Consider the following 24,507-nt stretch of genomic DNA (forward strand, 5'->3'; position numbering starts at 1 on the left):
GACACGATCAGAGCCATGCCCTCGACACTCCATGAGAGTCTGATCGAAATGTTCCGTGCGCGCCCAGCGCTCGCCACGGACCTGCTCGTGGGCCCTCTGAACGTTGCCGTCCCGGCATATGAACGTGCCACCGTGGCGTCCGCCGACCTCACTACCCTGGCGCCAGCCGAATTCCGTGCCGATGCGGTGCTGACCTTCACCACCGCCGCTGACGACGAGACACCAGCGCTGGCCGTCATCGTCGAAGTGCAACTGCACGAGGACGAGAACAAGAAGAGATCGTGGCCGACCTACGTCGCCAACTTGCACGCGCGCCTCGACTGCCCCGTGGTCCTGCTCGTGGTGTGCCCGCGCGCCCGGACGGCGACGTGGGCTCGGTCAGCTATCGAGTTAGGGCCCGGGCATATCATCCAGCCGATGGTGGTAGGTCCCGAAGCCGTACCCGTCGTGACCGACCCAGCTCGAGCGCGACAGGAACCAGAGTTGGCCATCATCTCCGCTCTCACCCATGGTCGCGATCTCCGCCACCGCGCCATCCTGGACGCGGCGACCACTGCCCTCAATACCTTCGACCCTGAACACGCGCTCTTGTACGCTGAAACCATGCTCGTCGCACTGCCCAAGGAAGCGCGGCGTTACCTGGAGGCACACATGGCCGTTTACGATATCCACGAACCCAAGACCGAGTTCTTTCGCAGGATGCGAGACAAGGTTCTCGCCGAGGGCCTCGCTGAAGGACGCGCCGCAGGCCTCGCCCAAGGACGCGCCGAGGGCCTCGCCGAAGGACGCGCTGAGGGCCTCGCCGAAGGACGCGCCGAAGGACGCGCCGAAGGGGAAGCACTAGGCGAGGCCAAGAGCATTCTCACCGTTCTCGCCGCACGCGGGGTCGGTGTCCCGGACGACGCACGTGCACGGATTCTGAACTGCTCCGACCTGAGACAGCTCGAGGCCTGGCTCGAACACGCCGTCACCGCTGACTCGACAGACGACCTCTTCGGCCGCGGTTCGCAGTAACTCCCCTCCCCACCTAGGTCGCGTGCCGCCCTGGCGATGACGACTGGCGTAAACCTCTCCGTGTTCGCGTCCGAGGCGGTGCGCATCGCCCATTTCTTCGGTTCGCTTCAGGTGCTTCACAGGGATCTCACGGGTTGGCCCGGTTAGCTCGATTCCAGATCCCATCCGAGGCGATACGGAGGCACTCCATGTTCCGCACGGCTGCTGGCTCGCGCACACCGCACGCGCCACAGGGCGGCATCCACCCAGACCGTCAGCGCTGGCTGACCGCCAGCACGCTCACCGGCGTACTGCTCGTCTCGACCGTCACGGCCGGGGCCGCTGCAGCCGCGACCACCGATGACGCCGAAGCACCGGCCGCCACCGTCACGGCCCGGCCCGACGCTTCCCCCGAACGAGGTCTGCCATTCGGTCGCGGCGGATTCGACTCCCACCGAGGCTCGTACGACACGGGCACCGGATCACTGGACGTCACAGAGGCAACCGATGAACAGGAAGACGGCGTGGTCATCATCGAGACGGTCAACGGCTACTCGTCGAGCGCGTCGGCTGGAACCGGGATCGTCCTCACCGAGGACGGCTTAGTGCTGACCAACAACCATGTGATCGCCGGCTCCACCGAGGTCAAGGTCACCGTGCCTACCACCGGTGAGACGTACGACGCGACCGTCGTCGGCAGCGACGCGACGTCCGACATCGCCGTCCTCGAGCTGGGCGAGGCGGCCGGGCTCACCGTGGCCGACCTCGACGACGACGGCGATCCGAACGTCGGCGACGCGGTCACCGGGGTCGGCAACGCCTACGGCCAGGGTGAACTCGTGGCAGCTGAGGGAACGGTCACCGCGCTCGACCAGACGATCACCACCGCCGGCTCGTACGGCGTCCCCGGAGAGACGCTCGAGTCTCTGATCGAGATCGACGCGGACATCGTGTCCGGCGACTCCGGCGGACCGCTGCTCGACGAGGAGGGCGAGGTAGTCGGGGTCAACACGGCGGCCTCAGAGAGAGGTCGCATACCCGCTCACCATGCGGGCACCACGGATATCACCGCGTACGCGGTTCCGATCGACGACGCGATGGAGATCGTGGACACCATCCTGGACGGTGCGGAGACCGACACCGTCACCATCGGCTACCCGGCCTTCCTCGGTGTCCAACTCACGTCGTCCGGTAACGGATCGATCGTCGCCGGCGTGATCGCCGGGACACCGGCCGCCGACGCAGGACTGCGAGCCGGGGACACCATCACGGCGGTCGACGGCACGACGGTGACCACCGGCGAAGAAATGCGCCAGGCGCTGGACGCCTACCAGCCGGGCGACGCGGTGACGATCACCTGGACCGACGCCGCCGGACAGACGCACACCGCCACCGTCGCGCTCGCCCAAGGTCCAGCCGCCTGACCCCGCACCCGGAGGTCGTCTCTGCCGCCGACGCCGTTGCCCACATCCTCATCAACCGTACGAGGACATAAGGTCGAGCCTTCGGGCAAACGCCGGGCTGGGCTCCCCGGCGGCAGCGGGGTGCAGGATTCCGGCGAGAGCCTCCACGCCGTCGATCAACCGGGGTCCCGGCCGGGCGAACGAGGCGTTCGCATCCACCGCCCAGAGCGGGACGCCATCGGGAATCCGGTCCGCCACCTCACCGGTCAGCCGGGCCGAGTCGTCAAGGCCGAACCCGCACGGCGCGGACACCACCACCTCGGCGCCCGCGGCGGCGACATCATCCCAGCCGGTCCGGAACGATCGCTCTCCGGACCGACCAAGGACACAGATCCCACCCGCAGCTTCCACCATGTCCGGCACCCAGTGGCCCGGTGCGAACGGAGGGTCCGTCCATTCCAGCACCAGCGTGGGCACAGCATGTCTGGTGGCGACCTTCGACCACACCACCTCCAACCGGCCGGAGAGTGCTGAGCGCAACCTCTCGGCATCATCGCGGCGGCCGGTCGCGACGCCGATCGTCACGATTGAATCGAGGACCTCATCTAGTGTCTGCGGGTCCACGGTCAGCACCTCAGCGCGGCACGCGAGGTATTCCAGGGCGTCGTACACCGTCGAGACGTCGACCGCGCACACGGCACACAGATCCTGGGTCACCACCAGGTCGGCGTCCAAGCCGGCGAGTGCCCCTTCGTCCAGGCGATACAGATCCTCCCCCGCCGCCATCCGCTCGTTGACCACCCGGTCGATCTGGGCCGGCGACAGCCCTTCTGGCAGCGCGCTGGTTGACACGATGCGACGCGTACGCGCCTGCGGCGGGTAGTCACACTCGAACGTCACACCGACGACGTCGTCCCCGGCGCCCACGTCGAACAGGATCTCCGTCGCCGACGGCAGAAGCGAAACGGTCCGCACATCTCCACGGTAACCGCCGACCCCGGCGACACGTCGTCGAGTGGTCCGGCATCGCGGACGTCGATGCCGCACGTCGCTCTGAGAAATCTCTGAGCGTTATCCGCCATCGTTCAACCGGGATGCACGCACACACGACGGGAGTGACAACGGCATGCGGATCGATCACCCGACGGCCTCCACCCGCGAGTGGCCGGGGATGCGTTCGGAGTACAACTGGCTCCCGCCGAGCGACGGAGTGACCGTGACCAAGCCGTACCAGATCGGCGTATCGTTCAGCGCGCACAGGCAACTCGTCTTCGAAGCGGGCGGCAACCGCCCGACCTACCTCACCGTGCCCGCCGGCGCCGTCTTCGCCAACGGTCACCACGAGCTGCGGTGGACCGACGTGCAGGAGCCCACCGAGGCCCTCGAGGTCTACCCCGATCCACAGCTGCTCTGTGCCGCCACCGGCGCGCCTGACCTCGGTGCGCTGGAGATCGAGCAGGCGACCGCCGTCACCGACGCCACCATGCTGGGGATCGCCGGGGTCCTCAAACGCGCCCATCTGCATGACGGCGCAGGCGCGGACGCGATGCACACCAGCACGCTCACGCACCGGCTGATCGATCACATGGCCGAGCAGTACTGCCGGCCACGCCCGCTCCGGCCACGACGCCCCGGACGGTTGAGCCGGTCACTCGTCGACCGGCTCGGCACATACGTCGACGACAGGCTGGCAGACCAGCTCACGGTCGACGACCTCGCCCGGGAGGCGTCGCTGAGCGTGTTCCATTTCGCGCGGGCGTTCAAACGAACGACGGCCATGGCGCCGCACGAGTTCGTCACGATGCGCCGGATGGAGCGCGCCAAGTCGCTGCTGATCCGGACCCGTGAGAGCGTGCCGAACGTCGCCTACGCGGTCGGCTACTCCAACGTCAGCCACTTCCGCCGGCTGCTCCGGCGTTACACCGGCTTCGCACCGTCCGGTCTGCGTCCACGCTGAGGCGCACTGTCCACAAGGAAGGCTTCGGCGATCTCGTCGCTGGTGGTCAACCAGATGTCCGGCTGTGCAGTCAGAAACTCCAGCGCCTGGTCGAAGTACTTCGCCCGGAACGCTTGTCCAGTGACGAATGGGTGCAGGGCCAGCGCCATGACCCGGCCGCTATGCTCCGAGTCAGTGCGCAGCCGCTCGTATTGGTCCTTGACCACCTGCAGGAAACGCTCGCCTGTTCCGCCGTTACCGAACAGCATGAGGTCGTTGAGCTCGACGGAGTACGGCACGCTGATCATCCCGGGTACGTTGAGCCGGTAGGGCTGGTCGTCGTTGGTCCAGTCCAGCACGTAGCTCAGGCCGAGCTCGGCGAGCAGGGCCGGGGTGTTGAACGTCTCGGTCAGGCCGGGCCCCATCCAGCCGCGCGGGCGGCGACCGGTGGCGTCGGCGATCGTGCCCACCACCTCGGCCAGGAAGCGACGCTCCTCGTCGCGTTCCATGCCCGCCTGCAGGATCGAGTTGGTCCGCCCATGCGCCAGCCACGCCCAGTCCCGGCTCAGGCCGGCTTTGATGATCTGCGGGTAGCGGTGTACGACGTCAGAGTTGAGCAGGACACTGGCGCGCACGCCGTACCGGTCCAGGCTCTCCATCATGCGCCAGATACCCACCCGCGGACCGTAGTCGCGCCAGCCGTAGTTGAGTGCATCCGGGACCAGCTCGGACGTCCCGGGCCAGATGCTTGTGGACGGGCGGTCGAGCAGGAAGTGCTCGACGTTGAGGCCGACGTAGAAGGCGACTCGTTTACCGTCCGGCCAGCTGATCGGCGGACGCTCGGTGATCGGGCTGTAGTGGTAGAGGGCGTTCTCCGTTGTGTCGGTGATCGTGTTCGTCATGCTGACACGCTAGGACCTGACATCAATGTCAGATTCAACCAGAAGGCGGACGTGAGCACAGCAGAACGAGGCTCCGAGCTGCGACCGGACGTCACAATGCCCTGGCCACACCCCGGCGATACAGCACAACCGCCGCCACGACGCCGGCCACGACGGCCGCCACCAGCAGGCCCGTCCACACCACGTTCTCCCACACGGCCAGGCCGCCGGTACAGGTCGTCTCTACCGGCGGCGTCTCGTCCGACCCGACCTCGACGGCGACCGACTCCGACTCGCACACCTCCGCCGTTGTGAAGGCAGCGACACCGAGCGCCCATAGCGCCACACCCGGTGCGGGCAGCAGCAGTGTGCCGAGCAACTTCTCCCCCGGCGTCCACAGTGCCGAGCCCCACAACAGCACCACGCCGGCCAGCAGCACGAGTATCGGCAGGTAGAAGACCCACGTCAGCGCTCCAACCATGACCAACGCGACGACCGCCGCCGGGATCCACGGCGCCACCCATCTCCGGCTGTCGCGCGCTGCTACGACGTACCGCGGCGTCTCTGTACTCGCCTCGGCTGCGATTGCCAGTGGATCCCCTAGCGAGGCCAACACCTCGTCGACGTCTTCCGGACTCGCCGGGTCTTCGCCGAGGGCGGACTCAATGTGTTCACGGAGCGAGGCGACGATATCTGCTCGGTCGACGACGCCGCGCTCCGTCAGCGCGGCATCCACCTCGGCGAGGTATCGGTCCACCCTGGCTGACCGTGCACTGTTACCCATCGGACCCCCTATCGATTGGTGCCTCACGTTCTCACTCCGTCCCGCTCGCCAGTGCGGCATCCACGGCGGACCGGAACGGTTTCCAAGTCGCCTCGAAAATCTGCAACGCCCGGTGCCCGTCGGCGGTCAGGCTGTAGTAACGACGCGGCGGTCCCGACTCGGACTCCTGCCACGACGTCGCGACCAAGCCGCCCTTGCGTAGCCGGGACAGCAGCGGATACAACGTGCCCTCACTGGCCAACAGGGTGCCCTGCGTCAGATCACGGGCGATGTCGAGGCCGTACCGCTCCCGCCCGCGTAGGAGTGCCAGGATGCAGTACTCCAATGCTCCCCTACGGAGATTGGTCTGAATCTGGGCCTCACTAGGTACCATGCGATACAAGATACCATGCGTCGACCACTCCACCTGGGGGCACTGCGCGCTAGCCGAAGGAAGGCCGATCAGAACCGAACTCGGTGGTGACCGTCCAGGTCGGCTCGGAGCCGTCCACACGTCCCGGCGGACGGATGACACGCACCGGTCTATCGGCGCCGCGCAGCGTCACGTAGTAGGGATCCGGGTCCACCTGGTCGTTGTCCTCGCGGATCACCGGCACGGCGGCCTCCATCAGCCATCGAGCCGTGCGCGCCAACGACAGCGACATCACCTGCGGTGGCCGGCCACGCTCGACTCCCGCCAGCGAGAGCATGGCTGCGGCTGCGGCGAGATAGCCGGTGGCGTGGTCCAGCACCTGCGCAGGCAACGCCCCGGGCCGGCCCTGATCGCCCTCGACGACGGAAATGCCCGTCGCGCACTGCACCAGCGAGTCGAATCCGCGACGCTCCGCCCACGGACCGTCCGGCCCCCACGCGGACAACGTCACCACCGTGAGGTGCGGATGTCGCTCGACCAACGCCTGCGGCAACAGACCGAACCTCGCCAGCGCACCCGGACGATAGCCCTGCACCACCACGTCGGCGGCGGCCAGCAGTTCTTCCAGCCGCCGTCGCCCATCGGGCTCCACAAGATCCAGCAGCGTGCTCCGCTTACCTGGCAGCATGTCGACCGCCTGCACCGGGATCTCCGGAAGGTGCGGACTGTCCACGCGCAGGACGTCCGCACCCCAGGCCGCCAGCGTCCGGGTGGCGACCGGACCGGCGATGACGCGGGTAAGGTCGAGAACACGGACGCTGGACGCAAGCCGGCCCGCGCCGACCGGCCGGCCAGGTCCGGGCCCGGGATCGCACCGCACCAACGGCGCGCGGACCACCGCCTGGCCCTGCGGATGCGCTGCCCAGTCGGCCGGATCCCGCACGACCGTGCCCAAGGCTCCGGCCGCGAAGAGCGCATCCTCCAGCTCCTCGCCCGGCCAGCGGCTGATCGCATGGGCGACGTCGGTCGCATCCTCGCCACACTCCAGCACCCGCAGCGCACGCCGACGATGCCAGGCATAGTTCGCGTGCAGCCGCAGCCAGCCGTCCGCCGTTCGCCAGAACCGGGACAACGGCGCGAACAACTCCGGCGCATCGACCCCCTCTTGCCGGGCGTATCGCTCGCTGCACGCGGCGACGGCGACGTGCTCGGCGTCCAACTCGACCGGCAGTGGATCCTGGCCCGACCTACTCGCATCGAGGACGGAGGCAGCCAGCGTCGACGTCCCGACGGCCGCCAGCATTGCAGGAAGCGCCGGCAACCTGGACGGCAACAGGCCGGGTCGCGAGCCCGCCAACTGCACGAGGTCTACGCCGTTCGGGTCCCCGCCCAGCGCCGACCACGCTTCTCGCAGCAACGTCATGGCCGGGTCCACCATGGTTCGCCACCCTATAGGCCGAGCAGCGCCTCCGGCGTGATGGGGAGGTCGCGGATGCGGCGGCCGGTGGCGTTGAAGACGGCATTGGCGACCGCCGGAGCGACGCCAACGATGACGATCTCCCCGAGGCCCTTGACGCCGATGGGGTCGGCTTTGTCGTCGACGCTGTCGACGTAGATTGCGCGCATGTCGGGAATGTCGGCGTTGACGGGGACGAGGTAGTCGGCGAGGTTGGCGTTGACTATTCGTCCGTCGCGATGGTCGGTGACGGTGTGCTCAAGCAGCGCCTGGCTGATGCCGCCGATCATGCCGCCGAGGGCCTGGCTGTCCGCCAGCCTGGGGTTGATGATCCGGCCCGCATCGAATACGCCGAGCATGCGCCGCACGCGCACCAGCCCCAGGCGGGCGTCGACGGCGACCTCAGCAAAGATCGCGCTGTAGGCGTACATGGAGAACCGGCTCTCCTCCGGGTTGTAGGAGCCGGTCAACCCGAGAAAGGGCCGGTTGTTGCGGGCGAGGAGCTGCCGGTACGTCTCCCCCCGGCTCGGGTCGTCCCGCGCGTGCATCCGCCCACGTTCGACGGCGACGTCGTCAGGGTCGACGCCGTGGAGCGGTGACCGCTCGTCGTCGACGGCCAGTGCGATGGCCCGCCGTCGCAGTCGGTCGCAAGCGTCCTGGACGGCCGATCCGACGCTGGCCATGGTCCAGGCAAGAGCCTGGATCGGGGCCGGTGGGAGCGCCGTATCACCGAGCCGGAACTCCACGGCACCCATGGGCAGTCCGAGGGCGTCGGCGGCGACCTGCGTCATCGATGTGTGGGTGCCGGGGCCGATGTCGCTGGTCGCGGACTGGACTACCGCGGTGCCGTTCGCGTCCAGTCGGACGTGCGCCTGGGCCGCGGCGCGCTCGGTCATGTAGGCGCCTGCCGCCATACCCATCCCGATCAGCCAGTCGCCGTCCCGGGCCACACCGGGCGTCGGATTGCGCCGATGCCAGCCGAACTCGCGAGCGCCGACGTCGTAGCACTCACGTAGCCGCCGGGTGGAGAACGGCTGCCCGGTGGCCGGGTCCTGGGTGGGTTCGTTGCGCATGCGCAGTTCGATCGGGTCGATCTCCAGCTCGTGCGCGAGCTCGTCCAGTGCTGACTCGATCGTGTAGGCGGCGCTGGACCATCCGGGACCCCGCATCCACGTGGGAGTGCTGATGTCCAGCGGCACGTGCCTGACCGCTTGGCGGACGTGAGGAATGGCGTAGAGCATCCGCCCGATGCTCAGGTCATCCGAGTGTCGCTCATAGCGGGATGACTCGCCCCGGACGTCGTGGACCATCGCGGTGATACGTCCGCGGCGATCGCTGCCCACCCGCATCGTGTACTCGTATCCTGGCCGGAAGCCTGCCGTGAAGTACTGCTGTCTGCGGGTCAGCACAAGTTTGACCGGACGTCGTACCTCGCGGGCGGCCAGCGCCGCAATAGCGGAGTGGACCCAGGTCCGCCCGCCATTGCCGAAGGCGCCACCGACGAAAGGTGAGAGACACCGGACGGCCTCCCGGGGGATTCCGAACACGGCGGCGAGCTCGTTGCGTGGGTCGGCGACCCACTGGGTCTTGTCCCAGACGGTGAGCCGCTCGCCCTGCCAGCGGGCGATGATCGCGTGTGGCTCCATCGCGTTGTGATGGTTGCGGCTCATTCGGTAGGTCATCTCTAGGTGGACCTCCGCGGCCTCCCATGCCGTGTCAGCGTCACCACGCGCGTAGGTCTCCGGCTCGTCGGCCGGGGCGCGGGACAGGTCGACGACGGGCAGCTCAACGTCGTAGGTGACCTCGACCAGGCGCGCGGCGTGCCGCGCCACCTCAAGTGTGGTGGCCACGACCACGCCGACAGGCTCACCGAAGAATCGCACCAGGTCGTCCTGGAACGCGCGCAGCCGCTCGCCCGGTGGGTTGATCGAGTCCGGAAACGGGTTGTCCCGATACGGGAGCCGGGGCGCGTTGCCGTGGTGAATGACTCTCAGCACGCCGGGGAGGTTTTCCGCCGCCCGGGTGTCGATGCCAGTGATGCGGCCGCGGCCGATCGAGCTCTCGACGAGGACGGCATGGACGATCCCGTCGACGCCCTCGGCGGGGCCGTGATCAGCAGCGTATCTGGCCTTGCCGGTCACCTTCAGCCGACCGTCCACCCGGGGCTGATCGGTGCCGACAACGGCCCTATGCGGTTGCTGCGTCACTCGGTACCTCCCACGATGAGTAGCTGGCGTTCGACAGTACGCTTGAGCAGATCGATCTTGAACCGGTTGTGGTCCAGGGGCCTGGCACCTTCGGTTGCCAGGTCCGCCGCAGCGGACCACAGCTGGGGCGAGCGACGTCGACCGATCAGGTGATCCTCGACGGCTGTCAGCTTCCATGGCACCGTGCCGACACCACCGGCGGCGACCTTCGCCGCGCGGATCACCCCGCCGCGGATATGCAGCGCGACGGCGGCGGAGGTCAATGCGAACTCGTAGCTCTGCCGGTCGCGCACCTTCAGATATCCAGAGCGTAGCGGGCGCGGGTGAGCAGGTATCTCGACGGCCGCGATGAGCTCGCCGGGCCGGACGGCGTGTTCTCGGTGCGGGGTGCCTCCGGGGAGAAGCAGAAAGTCGGTGAGCGCGACGTCTCGTTCCCCATCCGGCCCGACGAGGTGGACGACCGCCTCCAACGCGGCAAGCGCAACAGCAAGGTCCGATGGATGAGTACACACGCATGACTCGGAGGTGCCGAGGATCGCGTGCGTACGGTTGTATCCGTGCAACGCGGCGCAGCCCGAACCGGGCAGGCGCTTGTTGCAGTCCGCCGAAACGTCGCGGAAGTATGCGCACCGGGTGCGCTGCATGATGTTGCCGCCGATGGTGGCCATGTTGCGCAGCTGCGCCGAGGCGCTGAGCTCCAGTGCCTGTGAGATGACCGGGTAGGTGTTGCGGACCTTCGGCTCGGCGGCGACATCGGCCATCCGTGCCAGGGCGCCGATGCGCAGTCCGCCTCGCGGGGTCATGGTGATCTCAGTCAGCGGGAGTCCGCTGATGTCGACGAGTTCATCCGGGCGCTCGACGGTCTCGCGCATTAGGTCCACCAGAGTGGTGCCTCCGGCGATGTACCGGCCGCCGCGCTGGCCGTGGTCGAGTGCCTCCTGGAGGCTGGACGCGTTCGTGTAGGAGAAGGGGAACATCGAAAGCGCCTCATTTCCCGTGTGCGGCGGCCTGCTCGACCGCGCGGACGATCTTCGGGTAGCAGCCGCAGCGGCAGATGTTGCCGCTCATCCACTCGCGGATCTCCTCCGGAGAGTCAGCGTGCCCTTCCTGAATGCATCCGATGCCAGACATGATCTGGCCGGGTGTGCAGTAGCCGCACTGGAACGCGTCCCGGTCGATGAACGCCTGCTGGAGAGGGTGGAGTTCGTTCGTCTCGCCTGCCTCGCGCCGGGCGACACCCTCGATAGTGACGACGTCGGCATCGTTAAGGCGCACAGCAAGGGTCAGGCAAGCATTCACCCGGCGCCCGTCCACCAGCACGGTGCACGCCCCGCAGGCACCGGCATCACACCCCTTCTTTGTGCCGGGCAGCCCCAGGTGTTCACGCAGCAAGTCCAGCAACGACGTCCGATTGTCGATGGTGACCGGTCGCTGCGCTCCGTTGAGGGTCAGCGTGACTCTGCTGTGCGTCGACGGGGGCAGCGCCGGAGGTTCCGTACCTGATGGAGGTGTGCCTACAGCAACGTCGCCACCTGCGGCAATACCGCCGGCGGCGATGCCACCTGCGGCGGCGGTGATGAATGTGCGCCGGGAGAATTGAGAAGGAGGGTCGGTGGACGGTGGATGGGCGTTGGGGTGTTCGTCGGACATGCGCCCTCGTTTCGAGTTGGCGAATGGTCGTGGATCTCAGCTGCCCGGGGGGGTGCACCGCGATGTTGCACATCGCAGCGCCTGCCGCCGGAAAGGCTAAGTAAACTCAACTGTACCGTTTACTTCTCGATGCCACAAGACCCCTCATAACGACCTTCGCGCATGCTGCCAGCTGCCACGACGTCGCCAGTGAAGAGCGGGCCCGCACCAAGGGTCGCAAGCGGCTCAAGAACCCCTTCGACGCCGCCATGGCGGTAGCGCCCGGCCTACGGGTGAACGACATCGTTGACGCTGCGCTACACCTGCTCACGCATCGCCGCCGTGCACCTCCGCGCGGTCGGCGTCGCCGGACGGCAACAGTTCCGCGACGGCGCGCCGGATCGGTGCGAGGTCGACGTCACTGGCAAGGGTGGTTTCGTCGGCCTCTTCTGGCAGCGGCTTCTCCACGCCAAGCAAGGCGCGGAACAGCCGCGGATTCACCGTACAGCCGAGGATCTCGTACGCGGCAGCGCTGCTCGCCGGCGCAGAGAGCTGGAACCGTTCACTAAGGTAGGCCGCCAGCCGGCCATGAGATGTGCCGAAGATCGCCTCATGATACTGAGCCGATGCCTCCGGGAGCCGCTCGGCCTCGGCAATGCCCAGGCGGCACGTCCGCAAGGCCGGTTCCCGGAGGAGCAACTGCAGGAAGCGACCGCAAAAGAGCACAACCGCTTCCGTGGCATCCTCGCTGTACGCCTCGGGTGTCTTGAGCCTGCCAAGATAGAGCTGCCGGGAGAGATCCACGACGGCGAGAAACAGCCTGTCCTTGCTCTCGAAATGCGCATAGAGGGATCGCTTCGAGGTCGCGGCGCGCGCGGCCACGACATCCATCGACGCACGCTCGAAGCCCATCTCCAGGAAGACGTCCTTCGCCGCCCACAAGATGTGCTCTCGCAGCTCCTCGCCGCGTCGCGCCACCGCCTCGCCTCCCGCACGTCAAACGGTGCAGCCGAGTCTACATCGGGATCAGCTCCGCTCGGCGCTTACCAAGCGGCATGCCCGTCGTCGCCCAAAGGGCCGCCGGTTGACCCGTAAGAACCATTGGGCACGCAGACCATGTTCGAGGCCGGTGTGCCGGAACAGCGTTGAGGACCGGCGTAACTGCCGGACCTCAACTCCGAACGACGTCAGACTCCGCAGGACGCCAGCTCATGCGACTTGAGGCCGTCAGCTCGTGCGACTCGCCTGCATTGCGAGAACCTCGTCGTATATGCCGTTCACCTCGGCGAACCGTTGCCGTTTGACTCGCTCGACGAGGATCTGGCGGGCATCTGGCTGCGACTCGAGCAGGCTCATGACCTCGGTGAGGAACTCCTCAAGTGGCATCGCGTTCTCGTTGTCCGTCGCGCTACCCATGAGGGTGGTGCGGGTGAGCGGCGGGGCGATCTCGATGACCTGCACCGACGTGTCACGCAGCTGTTCGCGCAGGCTCTCGGTATAGGAATGCACAGCGGCCTTGGTCGCGCTGTAGGTCGGAGTCAGCGGCAGCGGTACGTAGGCGAGCCCGGAGGTGACGGTCAGGATCGCGGCGTCCGGCTGCGACGCAAGGAACGGCGCGAAGGCGTAGACGAGACGGATCGGCCCCAGCAGGTTGGTCGCGACAGTCAGCTCGGCCACGTCGAGCGAGTCCGGGTCGAGAACCTTCTCCGGGCGCATGACGCCCGCCATCGCGAACACCACGTTCAGATCCGGATACTTCCCCGTCACCGTCTCGAACAGCTGGCGGATCGAGTTCGGGTCAGTGATGTCGAAGGCTTCGGCTTCCATCCCTTCGTGCTCGGCAACCAGCTCGTCGAGCAGTTCTCGGCGTCGTCCGGCGACGATGACGTGGTTGCCTGCCTCGTGCAGCCGGACGGCCAGGCCACGGCCGATCCCGGACGTTCCGCCGGCCACCAACACGGTGTTACCAGTGATCTTCATGTCGTTCCCTTGTCTCTCTTCTTCGATGGCCTGTTCTCATGTCGTGGTGTTCCGTCAGCTGCTCGGAACCAGCTCGATGCGGATGATGCGGTCGTCCCCCGGTCGCGGCTCCGTGCCGCCCCAGGTGGCGCCGTCAGTGTTCGACGTGACAATCCACAGCGCCCCGTCCGGGGCGACTTCAACCGTGCGGATGCGGCCGTACTCGCCGACGAAGTGCTCGACCGGGTCGCCGCTCGCGCGCGGCCCGTCGACCGGGAGCTGCCAGAGGCGCTGTCCACCGAGCGCACCCAACCACAGCGATCCGCCGGCGTAGGCGACGCCGGACGGAGACGCGTCGTCGGGATGGATGGTGAAGATCGGCGGCTCACCGGTGTCACCCTCGACGCCCTCAGTCTCCGGCCAGCCATAGTCCCTCCCGGCGCGGAGCACGTTCACCTCATCCCAGGTGCGGTGGCCGAGCTCCGAGGCGTACACGGTGCCGTCCGGCCCGAACGTGATGCCCTGGACGTTGCGATGACCGCTGGAGTACACGGCAGTACCGGACGGGTTGTCCTCCGGGATCGAACCATCCAGCCCGATGCGGAGGATCTTGCCGTTCAGCGACTCGTCGTCCGCCGCATTCTCGGGCAGGAATGCGTCGCCAGTGCCGATCCAGAGGTAACCATCCGGGCCGATCCGCAGCCGGCCGCCATGGTGCCGGTCCGCCGTCTCGATGCCGTCGATCAGCACGCCGGTCTGGTCGAGGGAGGAATAGTCCTCTGCCACGCGGAGCGAGACGACGCGGTTGGTCGGCGAGCCGGAGACGTAGGCGAATAGGGTCCGGTCGGTCTCGAAGTCCGGCGACACGACGATACCGAGCAGTCCGCCCTCGGAACTCGTCTCGACACCCGGCACGGCTCCGACGAGCTCCGGCTCGCCACCGGCGGACGGCACCCGGAGGATCTCACCGGACAGCCGCTGGGACACCAGCGCCGAGCTGTCCGGCAAGAATGCCAGACCCCATGGAGCTTCCAGGCCGGTCACCAGTTCGGTGTGATCGCCCGGCGTCAACGCCGGCGGCTCGCTCCCCGCTGTAGGCGAGGCCTCGCCCTCCGTCGGTGAGGTATCCGGCGACGGTGACCCGTCAGGTGACTCCAGGATGTCCGACGTATCCGACGTCGGCGTCACCGCCTGTGCCCGTGGTTCGTCCGGGTCGTCCCCGGGCCCGTCCGCGGAGGTGCACGCGGAAACACCAAAACCTACAGCCATGGCGAGCGCAAGTACCGGAACAGCTCGTTTCACTGACGATCGAGTCATGATCTCCTCCGTTATCATCGCTAACGCTACGCCGATATCGACGCTTCGGCAACCGTCGCTAACAGATAGCTGTTATCATTGATTTTGTGAGCGACCGTGACGACGTCCGCCGCCGGATCATCGACGCCGCTGCCGCCCTGCTGCGGAGCGACGGCCGCGACGCAGTGACCACCCGGGCCGTGAGCGCGGCCGCCGGCGTGCAGCCCCCGACGATCTACCGCCTGTTCACCGACATGAACGGACTCCTCGACGCGGTCGCGTCCGACGGCTTCGCGCGCTATCTCGAGCAGAAGCACAACCTCGCCCTCTCCGACGATCCGGTCGAGGACTTGCGCACCGGGTGGGACACGCACATCCAGTTCGGCCTGGAGAACCCGGCGCACTACCTGCTGATGTACGGCCAGCCCACGCCCGGGCATCGAAGCGAGGCCGCAGAGCGGGCACTGCAACGTCTGCGCATGCTCGTCGAACGCATCGCCGTCGCGGGCCGGCTCCTCGTCGACGTCGAGACAGCCGTCAGCATGGTCCACGCTGCGGGGGTCGGCCTCACCCTGAGCTTCATCGAGATGCCACCCGCGGATCGCGACCTCTCCCTGATCGGCCGTATGCGCGACGCCACCTTCGCCGCGATCATCGCGACCGAACCGAGCAGCCCTTCGACCGTGACCCAGCGTGCCGTCGGATTCAAGGCCGTGCTCGACGACGTCGTGGACCTCTACAGCCCGGGTGAGCGCGCCCTCCTCGATGAACTCCTCGATCGCGTGGCGAGCAAGGCGTCCCCTCTCTGATCAGCGGTCGGCGTCCGTCTTCGACGCCGTCCCAAGGAAGCGGGCCCGATCGACGATCGCTCGATCGATCTCACCGGTGGCGACGACATTCCCGGAGCCGTCAACCGCGTGGACGCTGAAGGTCAGGCGATGAGCACTGATGTCACTGGGCAGCGTTGCAGTGATCTCGACGGTGCCGCCGACGGGCGTGGCGCGGCGGTGTTCGATGCGTACGGCAGTACCGACGGTCGTCTGATCGGCGTCGAGCAGTTCCGCCGTGATCCGCACCGTCTCCGCCTCCATCCAGGCGATCAACCGAGGGGTGGCGAGCACCGGCACATCGCCGCTGCCTAGCGCGGTCGCCGTATCGGCGGCGGTCACCTCGTGACGCATCGAACACCGCCGCGGCACGTCGTGAAGACGACTTTGGTGGGTCCCAGCGCCCTGAACTCGTCCTCATCGATAAGGCCTGCGTCGCGAAGCATCAATCCACCATACGGCGGCGGTCGCCGCCGCGAAGCTCGGCACGCTCGTAGCGGCAACCGCACACGATGGTTTCACCGTCGCCGCATGGACCTCCCTCTCAGCGGGCCTCACGGCGGTACATGTCGTCAAGCGAGACCAGCAGTACATCAGGGCGATGCTGGATCCGTCTCAGCTCGTCACTGAAGCCGCTGCGACTGAAGACCGCGAGCGTCGCCTGACCAGCTCGCTCTCCCAGCAACGCGATCCGTGGCCGACGACGTATGCGGCGTGTCGCCGGCCACCAGCGAGATCACATCGACCTCATGATTCACCTTGTGCTCTTGGCACGCGACTGATGTCCTGCCGGTCCACCCGACGGGTACGTCGTTCCGGGCTGCACGCTCAGTGATCGTCCATTCACGAGCCAGGTTGCTTGCGCCTGCCGCCACCCATGGGCGGCCCGGCCTCTACGTTGGAAGATCTGCAGACGCGGCAGGGTAATGGTGTGATAACACCACATGATGGGGTGTGCGATGTACACGATTGGCTTTCGTTCGCGGAGCATGTCCTTGGCATAAGAGATGAAAACCTGCTCGGCGCAGAGTCATCAGCGGGCAGGACATAGTCCGAGGGTCACGCTCCAGCCTGCTGGCGATTCGGGCGGGAACTACCGGTTACCGCGATTCTCAGGCGCGTCAACGCCCCTCCCGGCCATGCACGGCTCCTACACAGAATTGCCCAATACGCGGTCGCCTCGAGTTTGGTTGATCCAACCGATGCGGACACTCCGGCCGAGCACCGACAGTGACGTTGTACGCCCGGAGCCAAGGGGGCCGCCATGAGCAGCCAGGACAGAACCGCACGTACGGAACGGTACGCCGGACAGCAGGCACGCGAGAAGCTGGTGGCGGCGATGCCGCTGACCGAGCGCCGGCTCCGGTTGGCGGGGGTTTCCACCGCCGTGTTCGAGGGCGGCGACGGACCGCCCATCGTGCTGCTGCACGGCCAGGGCGAGTTCGCGGCCATCTGGATCAACGTCGTACCTGACCTGGCCAGGACATACCGGGTCATCGTCCCCGACCTGCCCGGCCACGGCGCCTCGGAGGTGGACGACGCCCACCTCGGCCCGAGTACGGTGCTGGCCTGGGTCGACGAACTGATCGAGCACACCTGTGCGGCCAAGCCGGTGCTTGCCGGCCACCTTCTCGGCGGCGCGATCGCCGCACGGTACGCGGCGGGGCACAGCGAGCGGTTGGCCCAGCTGGTGCTGGTGGAGACGATGGGCCTGGGATGGTTCCGACCGGCACCGAGCTTCGCGCTGCCGATGGTGCGCTTCGTCGCCCGTCCTACTCCGCGCAGCCGCGACCGCCTGTTCAACCGATGCTTCCTCGACATGGATCGCGCCGGTGAGCAGTCGGGAGAACAGTGGGAACCGATGCTGGCCTATGCGCTGGACCGCGCACGGACCCCGAGCGTGCAGGCAGCGCTCCGGCGTCTTATGACGCGGCTGGGCATGCCGCCGATCCCGTCCACTGACCTGGCCCGCATCGACGTGCCGACCACACTGATCCATGGCCGGCACGGCCTGCAGGTACGGCTGCACACCGCCGAGGACGCCAGCGCCAGGTACGGCTGGCCGCTGCATGTCATCGAGGAGTGCCGCGACGACCCCGCGGTGGAGCAGCCGCAAGCGTTCCTGACCGCGCTGAATACGGCACTCGGAACATCCGCTGAGGAGGAATCGTGAGAACGAAGACGTTCGATGTCAACGGACTCGACGGTGAGCGTGTCGCCCTGTCCTCCAGCGAGCTCGAGCGGCTCAGCTCCGCGATCGACGGCTCGGTGCTCAGGCGGGGAGACGAGAGCTGGGACGACGCCGTGCTGATCTGGAACGCCTGGGTCAGCAAGACACCGGCGCTGGTCGTCCAGCCGACATCGGCGCGCGACGTCGCCGCCACCATTCGGTTCGCCGCGGACCATGGCCTGCTGATCAGCGTCAAAGGCGGAGGTCATAACATCGCCGGAACGGCTCTCGCCGATAACGGCCTGACCCTGGACATGTCCCGCATGCGCGAGGTCACCGTCGACCCGGCCGCCCGCCTCGCGCACGTCGGTGCGGGATGTCTGCTACGCGACGTCGACCGCGCTACTCAGCAGCACGGCCTCGCCACGGTGCTCGGGTTCATCTCCGAGACCGGAGTCGCCGGTCTGACCCTCGGCGGCGGTTTCGGGTACCTCACCCGCCGCTTCGGCTGGGCCGCGGACAATCTGGAAGAAGTCGAGATCGTCACCGCCGGCGGAACGGTCCGGACCGCCAGCCGTGCGGAGAACCCCGACCTGTTCTGGGCCGTCCGTGGTGGTGGCGGCAACTACGGTGTCGTCACCCGCTTCAGCTTCCGGCTGCACCAGGTCGGACCGACCGTGACCGGCGGCTTGGCGGTATGGAGCGCCGACCGGGCGGACGAGGTGCTCGCGACCTATCGGGAGCTCACCGCATCGGCTCCGCGCGAGCTGACGGCCGTCGCCATCATCAGGCTCGCACCGCCGGCGCCGTTCGTACCGGAGCAGTGGCACTTCCAGCCCGTCGCGGGACTACTCGTCTGCCACAGCGGCCCGACCACCGAGGCCGACCTCGCACCGATTCGCGCCCTGGGGGATCCGATCTTCGACCTCATCGGCGAGAAACCCTACGTGGCTCAGCAGTCGATGCTCGATGACATGGAGCCCAAGGGCCTGAACCAGTATTGGAAGGCCGAGTTCCTCCCGACCCTGCCCAGCGAGTACCTCACCACGTTCCGTGACGCCGCGCTGAACGTCGCGTCGCCGCTGTCATTCTCCGTCATCTTCCACCTCGAAGGTGCGCTGAACGAACACGACGACGGCGGTGCGGTCGGCAACCGAGACGCCCGGTTCATCAGCGGATTCTCCGGAGTGTGGCCGCCGAACGCCGACGGTGACGGGATCGTGGCCGCGGTCCGGGACGGATGGGAGCGGATCCGGCCGTTCTCGACCGGCGGGAACTACGTCAACTTCCAGCTGGCCGAGGATGACCTCACCAGAACCGTTGCCGCGTACCGCGACAATTGCCGACGCCTGCAGCAGGTGAAGACCCAGTACGATCCGGGCAATCTCTTCCGGGCCAACCGCAACATCCGGCCACGCTAGGTCAGGCGCCGACGGCGCTCAGCATGCCACCCATGGTGAGCAGCGAGCTCCGGGTCGACCTCATGCCGGATGGCCGTCGGCGGAAAGCTGACGCCCGCGCGTCCCCGGCGGGCCGAGCGTGCTCGTCTCGCCGCTGCCGGGCGGTTTCAAGGAGTCCGAGTGGGACCGAACCGCCGGTCTGCGGCGAGAACTGCCCAGGAGCACGCCGCTGATGACGAGCGCACCGCCGAACATCTCCCCCGCGCTGAACGTTTCGTGCAGGACCACCCCGGCCGCGGTCATTCCGACGACCGGCACCAACATGGAGAAGGGTGCCACGACTCCAGCGGGGTAGCGCGCCATCAACCAGGTCCACATGCCGGATCCGAGCACAGTACCGAACAGCACGGTAAAGGCCAATCCGACGACGGCCGCGAGCGACGTGGGCTCGCGCAACGAGCTCAGCGACGTGCCGATCCTGGCCGGGCCTTCCACCGCCATCGCGAGGATGAACATCGGCACGGGCGGAACCACCGACATCCACAGGGTCAGATGCAGCGGGTTGGCCGGCTTCGCCTGCCGGTTGCACACGTTCCCTGCCGCCCATCCCAGGGCGCCCGCCAGGGTCAGGAGAAACGGGATGATGCTGGCGTTCTCGGCTCGTTGCCAGCCGACGAGGGCCAGCCCACCGACGGCGATGAGGATCCCGACGAGCTGCCGCCCACTCACCCGTTCCCGGAGCAACGTCGCGCCGAGCAGCACGGTGAACGGCGCGGAGCCCTGCAGCACCAAGGACGCCAGGCCGGCGGGCATACCCGCGTCCATGCCCCAGTAGAGGAAGAGGAACTGCAGTGTCCCGAAGCCGAGCCCGTAGCCAACCAGCCATCGCACCGGCACATCCGGCCACGGGACCAGCAGCACCGTCGGGATCGCGATCAATGCGAACCGGAGCGCGACCAGAAACATCGGCGGGAAGAGCTCGAGCGAGGCGTCGATCGCGATGAAGTTCAGGCCCCAGATGACGGCTACAGACATCGCGAGCAGACGGTGACGGATCGGCATACGTCAACGATCAGGCAGGCGGACGTATAAGCACAAGCGAAAGATAATACATCTACTGTGTAGTCTAGCTACATGGACGTCAGGCATCTCGAGCTGTTGCGTGAGTTGTCCGAGCGCGGAAGCGTCACGGCCGCCGCACGCGCCACGCACCGCACGCCGTCCGCCGTCTCGCAGCAGCTGAAGATCGCCCAGCGCGAGTTCGGGATGACATTGGTCGAACCGGCCGGCCGTGGTGTCCGGCTCACCGAAGCAGGCCGGTTGCTCGCCGACGGTGCCTCGACTGTGGCTGCCGCGATCGAGCAGGTACAGGCTCGCTGGGACGCCTACCGCGGCGAGCCGTCCGGAACCGTCACCATCACCGCTCTGCCGAGCGCGGCCACCTTCTTGCTCGCGGAGGTGATGTCCGACCTGGCCAGCACCGAAATCCGGCTGGAGTGCAGCGATGTGGACATCGCCGAGGCCGAGTTCGCCGGCCTCGCCGCCGACCACGACATCGTGATCGCCCACAGCCTCACGGGCGTCCGACCGGCCGGCGCCGACGGACTGACGGTCGTACCACTGGCACAGGAGCCACTCGACGTCGCGATGGCCGCCGACCATCCGTTGGCCGGTGTCGCCGCGGTCCGGGCCGCGGATGTCGTCGATCGCGAGTGGATCGGCGTGCCCCTGGGGTACCCGTTCGACACAGTGCTGCACATGATCGAACAGGTCACCGGCGCCGAGCTGACCATCGATCAACGGCTGCGCGACAACCGCCTGGTCGAATCACTGGTCAGGGTAAGCCATCGGATCGCGATCCTGCCCCGGTTCACCACCCCGACCGATAGCGGGATCGTTCTGAAGGAACTGACCGACATCCCGTCGGCCAGGCATATCTCCGCGGTCCTGCGGCCCGACCGGGCCGAGCGACTGGCGGTCCAACGGGTCTTGCTCGCCCTTCGGCACGTCGCCAGCGAAGTGGAACGCCGCCACCGACAATGACCTGAACGTGCACGAACTAGCCGGGAATTCGAGTGCCCACAGCACGAACGTGGCCGGTGCGATCGTTGCGGTAGGCGCCCAGGACCTTGCCGACGGTGCCATAGAGCTCGATGGTGACCGGGTCGCCGGGCACACTGGTGGTGTCGTTCCTGTCCCGGGTGTCGAACCGCCATTGGGTCGACCCGTCGATGGCGATCTTGACGATGCTGGCCAGCCGCGTATGCGTGATCTCGGCGATCGTTCCCCGCATGAACAGCGGAGCGGCGCCGATGCGCGCGGCACGCTTCCAGGCGGCGCTACGGCTGTGAACGACCGCCAGCGCGAAGACAACCACGCTACCAGGCAGCACACCAGCAAGTACCGCCACCACGGGATCGATGTCGTCACGGATGCCCTCGGCCTCGTCCCCCGCCAGGCTCCCGAGCACGGCCAGACCGAAGAAGACGACGATGAACCAGAGCGCGGCCGCCGCCCAGCGATACTTTCTACCGAGCCGGCGACGTTCCTCCGGTGGGTACAGAGCCGACATCAACGTCCCTTCACGGACGGTTCTGCACGGACGGATACGCTTGTTGTTTCTATCAGAGGACCCTGCCGCTTGCCCGGTGCACACGGAGACGAGATGAGACGACCAGTGAGCGACCGTGGTTCGGTGACCACAGAAGCGCTGACCGCGCTCGCCGTGTTCTTCAGCCTGGGGTCTGCCATCATTGTCCCGTTCATCGTGCTGTACGGCGATCGAATGCCACGCGCGGACGACGGGAGCACGCTCGGTGCGCGGCGAGCCATCACCGAGGACCCGGTCGTGTTCGCCGTGATCATCACCACCACCATCCTGGCGGCGACGATCGCCGACCAGGTGCATCGGCGGCAGCGGCCCCGCCTCATGCGCAACGAGACGACCCGGGATGTCGCGGCCGCCGCACGCGCCGCAGCCGCGACATCCGCAGGGGCGCACGACGACCCCCAGGCGATCTGGCACACCGCATCGACGTACCTCCTCGGCCTGCGCAAACGGCACTGGCCGTACGAAGCAAGCCGGATCTGGATCAACACGGATGGCGATGAGGTAGAGGTGATCGCCGAGCGCAGCTTCCAGAAGCCGACCGGCCTGCTGTGGCACTGGGGATCGCAGAGCGACGTCACACGGATGGACGTCCACAGCCGCGCACGCGTCCGCCCCGACGGTACGGTCACCGGCCAAGACACGTACGTCTACCAGCCCCGCCTCACACCATGACACCACGCACCGGGCGACGCGGCGTCGACCGCGCCCGCCGCCCGACTCACCTCCCGCCAGGCCGCTGACCTGAGGTTACGAGTACCCACCGGTGATCTGGAACTTCACCTGTGGGTGCCAAGTGGTGAGCGCCGGCCGACGGGCGTTGCGAGAATAGGACGAATGTCCTACGATTTTAGCAGCTAGCTAGGACGACTGTCCTAACTAGCTGGATGAGGTGAAGTGGGAGACGGTGAGTACGCGCGAGCAGATTGTGGATGCTGCGAACCGGCTGTTCTATGAGCAAGGGTTCGAGCGGACCTCGTTCGCGTCGATCGCCGAGGCCGTCGGGATTTCCCGTGGGAACTTCTATTACCACTTCAAGACCAAGGACGCGATCCTGGATGCGGTGATCCAGGCTCGCCTGGAAAGTACACGGCAGATGTTGCGTGCCTGGAGCGAGGGATCTGCCGGCCCGCTCGACCGAGTGCGGCGGTTCATCGAGATCGTCATCACGAACCAGGGCGACATCGAGAACTACGGGTGCCCGGTCGGGACGCTGACGAACGAGTTGGCCAAGCTGGACCACCCCTCCCGCACACACGCGGTCGGCGTGTTCGACGTCTTCCGCACCTGGCTTCGTGAACAGTTCGAGGAACTCGGGCGAGCGGCTGACGCCGACGACCTTGCGCTCCATGTTCTGACCTTCAGCCAGGGGGTGGCAACGCTGTCGAACGCGTTCCACGATCGCGCGTATGCGCAGCGTGAGGTCGATCGCCTCAACTCCTGGTTGACCCAGCAACTGGCCACTTCATGAGCGGCCGATCCGACTGCGAATTCCCCACGTCCACTCTCAGACATACTCAGTAAGGAGACCGACGTGTACGTCGTTCTGCTCCGTTTCTCCGCCAACAAGGCCCAGGCGCCTGAGCATGTGGAAGACCATCAGGAGTGGATCCGCCGTGGCGTCGACGACGGTGTGTTCCTCTTGGTCGGGAGCATCCGGCCGGGGCAGGGCGGCGCGGTCATCGCCACAGGGATCACGCCCGAGGCGCTGCGGGCTCGGGTGGCCGAGGACCCGTTCGTCGTCCACGACGTCGTGTCAGCGGAGGTCATCGAGATCGAGCCGAACCTGACCGACCCGCGCCTGTCCTTCCTCACCGACTGAGTGGACCGGAGAGGACACCGACACATGGACTACTTCATCGCTCCCGATGGCCGTCCGCGCTGCGGCTGGGCCGGCGCGGCTCCGGAATTCCTCAGCTATCACGACACTGAGTGGGGATTCCCGGTCGCCGATGACCAACGGCTGTTCGAGAAGATCAGCCTGGAGGGATTCCAGGCCGGCCTGAGCTGGCGCACAATCCTGACCAAACGACAGAATTTCCGGCACGCGTTCGCCGCGTTCGATTACCGGGCGCTAGCCGAATTCGACGAAGCAGACGTCGAACGCCTCCTCGGCGACACCGGGATCGTGCGACACCGCGGCAAGATCGACGCGGTCATCAACAACGCCCGAAGGGCCGTCGACCTCGAAAGCGAGACAGGTTCTCTGGCGGCGTTCTTCTGGCGCTATGAACCAGACCCGGACCAGGTCGACCCACCCCAGACGGCCTCTGCCTCACCTGCCTCGGTCGCCTTGTCGAAAGAGCTGAAGAGGCGCGGCTGGAGATTCGTCGGACCTACGACCGTGTTCGCGTTCATGCAGGCTATGGGACTTATCAACGACCACTCCACCGACTGTGTCGTGCGCCCTTTAGCCGGTGATAGGCGCCGTGATTTCACACCACCCCGCTGAACGACCACGAACGGCGACGCGCCACGCCTAGTGTCGTGAGTCGTTAATTCGTTGGCAGTATGCAGCGAGGGTTTCGAGGATCTCGTCGGCGTCCTTGGTCCAGGTGAACGGTTTTGGGCTGGTGTTCCATTCGTTGATCCAGGCGCGGACGTCG

25 protein-coding genes and 1 pseudogene are annotated in these 24,507 nt (G+C 67.1%); 11 read left to right on the top strand and 15 right to left on the bottom strand.

Annotated elements, in window-relative coordinates; translation table 11 throughout:
• Window positions 1-15 precede the first annotated feature (15 nt).
• Window positions 16-1,014, top strand: a complete 999-nt coding sequence (locus G1H10_RS25655; protein ID WP_163743315.1) for a FliH/SctL family protein — start codon at window positions 16-18, stop codon at window positions 1,012-1,014.
• A 188-nt stretch (window positions 1,015-1,202) separates the two neighbouring features.
• Window positions 1,203-2,417, top strand: a complete 1,215-nt coding sequence (locus tag G1H10_RS25660; RefSeq protein WP_163743317.1) for a S1C family serine protease — start codon at window positions 1,203-1,205, stop codon at window positions 2,415-2,417.
• Between the two features lie 51 nt (window positions 2,418-2,468).
• On the opposite strand, the gene G1H10_RS25665 is transcribed toward G1H10_RS25660, so the two are convergent.
• On the bottom strand, window positions 2,469-3,371 hold the full coding sequence (locus G1H10_RS25665) for a TroA family protein (RefSeq protein WP_163743319.1): 903 nt from the start codon (window positions 3,369-3,371) through the stop codon (window positions 2,469-2,471).
• A 151-nt stretch (window positions 3,372-3,522) separates the two neighbouring features.
• Here G1H10_RS25665 and G1H10_RS25670 point away from each other — a divergent pair, with 151 nt between their 5' ends.
• Window positions 3,523-4,353 carry a helix-turn-helix transcriptional regulator gene (locus tag G1H10_RS25670; RefSeq protein WP_163743321.1) on the top strand — a complete coding sequence of 277 codons (831 nt, stop codon included), beginning with the start codon at window positions 3,523-3,525 and terminating at the stop codon, window positions 4,351-4,353.
• Here G1H10_RS25670 and G1H10_RS25675 read toward each other — a convergent pair.
• From G1H10_RS25675 to G1H10_RS25720, 10 genes are all read right to left on the bottom strand, one after another.
• Window positions 4,314-5,234 (bottom strand): polysaccharide deacetylase family protein, encoded by a 921-nt coding sequence (locus tag G1H10_RS25675; protein ID WP_163743323.1) that lies wholly within the window; start codon window positions 5,232-5,234, stop codon window positions 4,314-4,316. The two genes, G1H10_RS25670 and G1H10_RS25675, sit on opposite strands and share 40 nt — an antisense overlap.
• Window positions 5,235-5,325: 91 nt before the next feature.
• Window positions 5,326-5,970 (bottom strand): HAAS signaling domain-containing protein, encoded by a 645-nt coding sequence (locus G1H10_RS25680; RefSeq protein WP_163743325.1) that lies wholly within the window; start codon window positions 5,968-5,970, stop codon window positions 5,326-5,328.
• Between the two features lie 58 nt (window positions 5,971-6,028).
• Complete coding sequence (locus G1H10_RS25685; RefSeq protein WP_163743327.1) at window positions 6,029-6,370, bottom strand: PadR family transcriptional regulator; 342 nt, start codon at window positions 6,368-6,370, stop codon at window positions 6,029-6,031.
• 49 nt (window positions 6,371-6,419) lie between these two features.
• Entirely contained in the window at window positions 6,420-7,787 is a 1,368-nt protein-coding gene (locus G1H10_RS25690; protein WP_216853664.1) for a CoA transferase, read from the bottom strand.
• Window positions 7,788-7,798: 11 nt separating this feature from the next.
• Window positions 7,799-10,012, bottom strand: a complete 2,214-nt coding sequence (locus G1H10_RS25695) for a xanthine dehydrogenase family protein molybdopterin-binding subunit (RefSeq protein WP_163743329.1) — start codon at window positions 10,010-10,012, stop codon at window positions 7,799-7,801.
• Entirely contained in the window at window positions 10,009-10,989 is a 981-nt protein-coding gene (locus tag G1H10_RS25700; RefSeq protein WP_163743331.1) for an FAD binding domain-containing protein, read from the bottom strand. Before G1H10_RS25700 ends, G1H10_RS25695 begins: the two co-directional genes overlap by 4 nt.
• A gap of 10 nt (window positions 10,990-10,999) precedes the next feature.
• Window positions 11,000-11,662 (bottom strand): (2Fe-2S)-binding protein, encoded by a 663-nt coding sequence (locus tag G1H10_RS25705; RefSeq protein WP_174264658.1) that lies wholly within the window; start codon window positions 11,660-11,662, stop codon window positions 11,000-11,002.
• 306 nt (window positions 11,663-11,968) lie between these two features.
• Window positions 11,969-12,619, bottom strand: coding sequence for a TetR/AcrR family transcriptional regulator (locus G1H10_RS25710; protein WP_216853665.1), 651 nt, complete (start codon window positions 12,617-12,619; stop codon window positions 11,969-11,971).
• 249 nt (window positions 12,620-12,868) lie between these two features.
• Complete coding sequence (locus tag G1H10_RS25715) at window positions 12,869-13,621, bottom strand: SDR family oxidoreductase (protein ID WP_163743333.1); 753 nt, start codon at window positions 13,619-13,621, stop codon at window positions 12,869-12,871.
• Window positions 13,622-13,675: 54 nt separating this feature from the next.
• A complete protein-coding gene (locus G1H10_RS25720; protein ID WP_163743335.1) occupies window positions 13,676-14,869 on the bottom strand; it encodes a PQQ-dependent sugar dehydrogenase in 1,194 nt (397 codons plus the stop codon).
• 134 nt (window positions 14,870-15,003) lie between these two features.
• Here G1H10_RS25720 and G1H10_RS25725 point away from each other — a divergent pair, with 134 nt between their 5' ends.
• Window positions 15,004-15,705 (top strand): TetR/AcrR family transcriptional regulator, encoded by a 702-nt coding sequence (locus G1H10_RS25725; RefSeq protein ID WP_163743337.1) that lies wholly within the window; start codon window positions 15,004-15,006, stop codon window positions 15,703-15,705.
• Here the strand turns inward: G1H10_RS25725 and G1H10_RS25730 are convergent, their stop codons facing one another.
• Window positions 15,706-16,077 carry a thioesterase family protein gene (locus G1H10_RS25730; RefSeq protein WP_163743338.1) on the bottom strand — a complete coding sequence of 124 codons (372 nt, stop codon included), beginning with the start codon at window positions 16,075-16,077 and terminating at the stop codon, window positions 15,706-15,708. It lies immediately after the preceding gene.
• 910 nt (window positions 16,078-16,987) lie between these two features.
• Here G1H10_RS25730 and G1H10_RS25735 point away from each other — a divergent pair.
• Entirely contained in the window at window positions 16,988-17,896 is a 909-nt protein-coding gene (locus G1H10_RS25735; protein ID WP_163743340.1) for an alpha/beta fold hydrolase, read from the top strand.
• Window positions 17,893-19,314, top strand: coding sequence for an FAD-binding oxidoreductase (locus G1H10_RS25740; protein ID WP_216853666.1), 1,422 nt, complete (start codon window positions 17,893-17,895; stop codon window positions 19,312-19,314). The genes G1H10_RS25735 and G1H10_RS25740 overlap by 4 nt, the downstream gene beginning before the upstream one ends.
• Window positions 19,315-19,374: 60 nt before the next feature.
• Here the strand turns inward: G1H10_RS25740 and G1H10_RS25745 are convergent, their stop codons facing one another.
• Complete coding sequence (locus G1H10_RS25745; RefSeq protein ID WP_163743342.1) at window positions 19,375-20,355, bottom strand: EamA family transporter; 981 nt, start codon at window positions 20,353-20,355, stop codon at window positions 19,375-19,377.
• A gap of 72 nt (window positions 20,356-20,427) precedes the next feature.
• Here G1H10_RS25745 and G1H10_RS25750 point away from each other — a divergent pair, with 72 nt between their 5' ends.
• On the top strand, window positions 20,428-21,336 hold the full coding sequence (locus G1H10_RS25750) for a LysR family transcriptional regulator (RefSeq protein ID WP_163743344.1): 909 nt from the start codon (window positions 20,428-20,430) through the stop codon (window positions 21,334-21,336).
• Window positions 21,337-21,352: 16 nt separating this feature from the next.
• On the opposite strand, the gene G1H10_RS25755 is transcribed toward G1H10_RS25750, so the two are convergent.
• Window positions 21,353-21,865 (bottom strand): DUF805 domain-containing protein, encoded by a 513-nt coding sequence (locus tag G1H10_RS25755; RefSeq protein ID WP_163743345.1) that lies wholly within the window; start codon window positions 21,863-21,865, stop codon window positions 21,353-21,355.
• Window positions 21,866-21,988: 123 nt separating this feature from the next.
• On the opposite strand from G1H10_RS25755, the gene G1H10_RS25760 reads away from it, so the two are divergent.
• From G1H10_RS25760 to G1H10_RS25775, 4 genes are all read left to right on the top strand, one after another.
• On the top strand, window positions 21,989-22,576 hold the full coding sequence (locus G1H10_RS25760; RefSeq protein WP_163743347.1) for a hypothetical protein: 588 nt from the start codon (window positions 21,989-21,991) through the stop codon (window positions 22,574-22,576).
• A gap of 232 nt (window positions 22,577-22,808) precedes the next feature.
• A complete protein-coding gene (locus G1H10_RS25765; RefSeq protein WP_163743349.1) occupies window positions 22,809-23,372 on the top strand; it encodes a TetR/AcrR family transcriptional regulator in 564 nt (187 codons plus the stop codon).
• A 63-nt stretch (window positions 23,373-23,435) separates the two neighbouring features.
• Window positions 23,436-23,723: a YciI family protein gene (locus tag G1H10_RS25770; RefSeq protein WP_163743351.1), complete on the top strand. Its 288-nt coding sequence runs from the start codon at window positions 23,436-23,438 to the stop codon at window positions 23,721-23,723.
• A gap of 24 nt (window positions 23,724-23,747) precedes the next feature.
• Entirely contained in the window at window positions 23,748-24,353 is a 606-nt protein-coding gene (locus G1H10_RS25775; protein ID WP_163743353.1) for a DNA-3-methyladenine glycosylase I, read from the top strand.
• Between the two features lie 27 nt (window positions 24,354-24,380).
• On the opposite strand, the pseudogene G1H10_RS33415 reads toward G1H10_RS25775, so the two are convergent.
• Window positions 24,381-24,507, bottom strand: a pseudogene (locus G1H10_RS33415) (IS630 family transposase); the annotation flags it as partial.

The sequence above is a fragment of the Phytoactinopolyspora halotolerans genome, assembly GCF_010550675.1.
GTDB classification, from domain to species: domain Bacteria; phylum Actinomycetota; class Actinomycetes; order Jiangellales; family Jiangellaceae; genus Phytoactinopolyspora; species Phytoactinopolyspora halotolerans.

Excerpts from the sequence above, each read along its gene's own strand:
- G1H10_RS25655 (WP_163743315.1), top strand. The coding sequence starts at position 16 with ATGCCCTCGACACTCCATGAGAGTCTGATCGAAATGTTCCGTGCGCGC.
- G1H10_RS25660 (WP_163743317.1), top strand. The coding sequence starts at position 1,203 with ATGTTCCGCACGGCTGCTGGCTCGCGCACACCGCACGCGCCACAGGGC.
- G1H10_RS25670 (WP_163743321.1), top strand. The coding sequence starts at position 3,523 with ATGCGGATCGATCACCCGACGGCCTCCACCCGCGAGTGGCCGGGGATG.
- G1H10_RS25675 (WP_163743323.1), bottom strand. The coding sequence starts at position 5,234 with ATGACGAACACGATCACCGACACAACGGAGAACGCCCTCTACCACTAC.
- G1H10_RS25685 (WP_163743327.1), bottom strand. The coding sequence starts at position 6,370 with ATGGTACCTAGTGAGGCCCAGATTCAGACCAATCTCCGTAGGGGAGCA.
- G1H10_RS25690 (WP_216853664.1), bottom strand. The coding sequence starts at position 7,787 with ATGGTGGACCCGGCCATGACGTTGCTGCGAGAAGCGTGGTCGGCGCTG.
- G1H10_RS25700 (WP_163743331.1), bottom strand. The coding sequence starts at position 10,989 with ATGTTCCCCTTCTCCTACACGAACGCGTCCAGCCTCCAGGAGGCACTC.
- G1H10_RS25705 (WP_174264658.1), bottom strand. The coding sequence starts at position 11,662 with ATGTCCGACGAACACCCCAACGCCCATCCACCGTCCACCGACCCTCCT.
- G1H10_RS25715 (WP_163743333.1), bottom strand. The coding sequence starts at position 13,621 with ATGAAGATCACTGGTAACACCGTGTTGGTGGCCGGCGGAACGTCCGGG.
- G1H10_RS25720 (WP_163743335.1), bottom strand. The coding sequence starts at position 14,869 with ATGGCTGTAGGTTTTGGTGTTTCCGCGTGCACCTCCGCGGACGGGCCC.
- G1H10_RS25730 (WP_163743338.1), bottom strand. The coding sequence starts at position 16,077 with ATGCGTCACGAGGTGACCGCCGCCGATACGGCGACCGCGCTAGGCAGC.
- G1H10_RS25735 (WP_163743340.1), top strand. The coding sequence starts at position 16,988 with ATGAGCAGCCAGGACAGAACCGCACGTACGGAACGGTACGCCGGACAG.
- G1H10_RS25745 (WP_163743342.1), bottom strand. The coding sequence starts at position 20,355 with ATGCCGATCCGTCACCGTCTGCTCGCGATGTCTGTAGCCGTCATCTGG.
- G1H10_RS25750 (WP_163743344.1), top strand. The coding sequence starts at position 20,428 with ATGGACGTCAGGCATCTCGAGCTGTTGCGTGAGTTGTCCGAGCGCGGA.
- G1H10_RS25755 (WP_163743345.1), bottom strand. The coding sequence starts at position 21,865 with ATGTCGGCTCTGTACCCACCGGAGGAACGTCGCCGGCTCGGTAGAAAG.
- G1H10_RS25775 (WP_163743353.1), top strand. The coding sequence starts at position 23,748 with ATGGACTACTTCATCGCTCCCGATGGCCGTCCGCGCTGCGGCTGGGCC.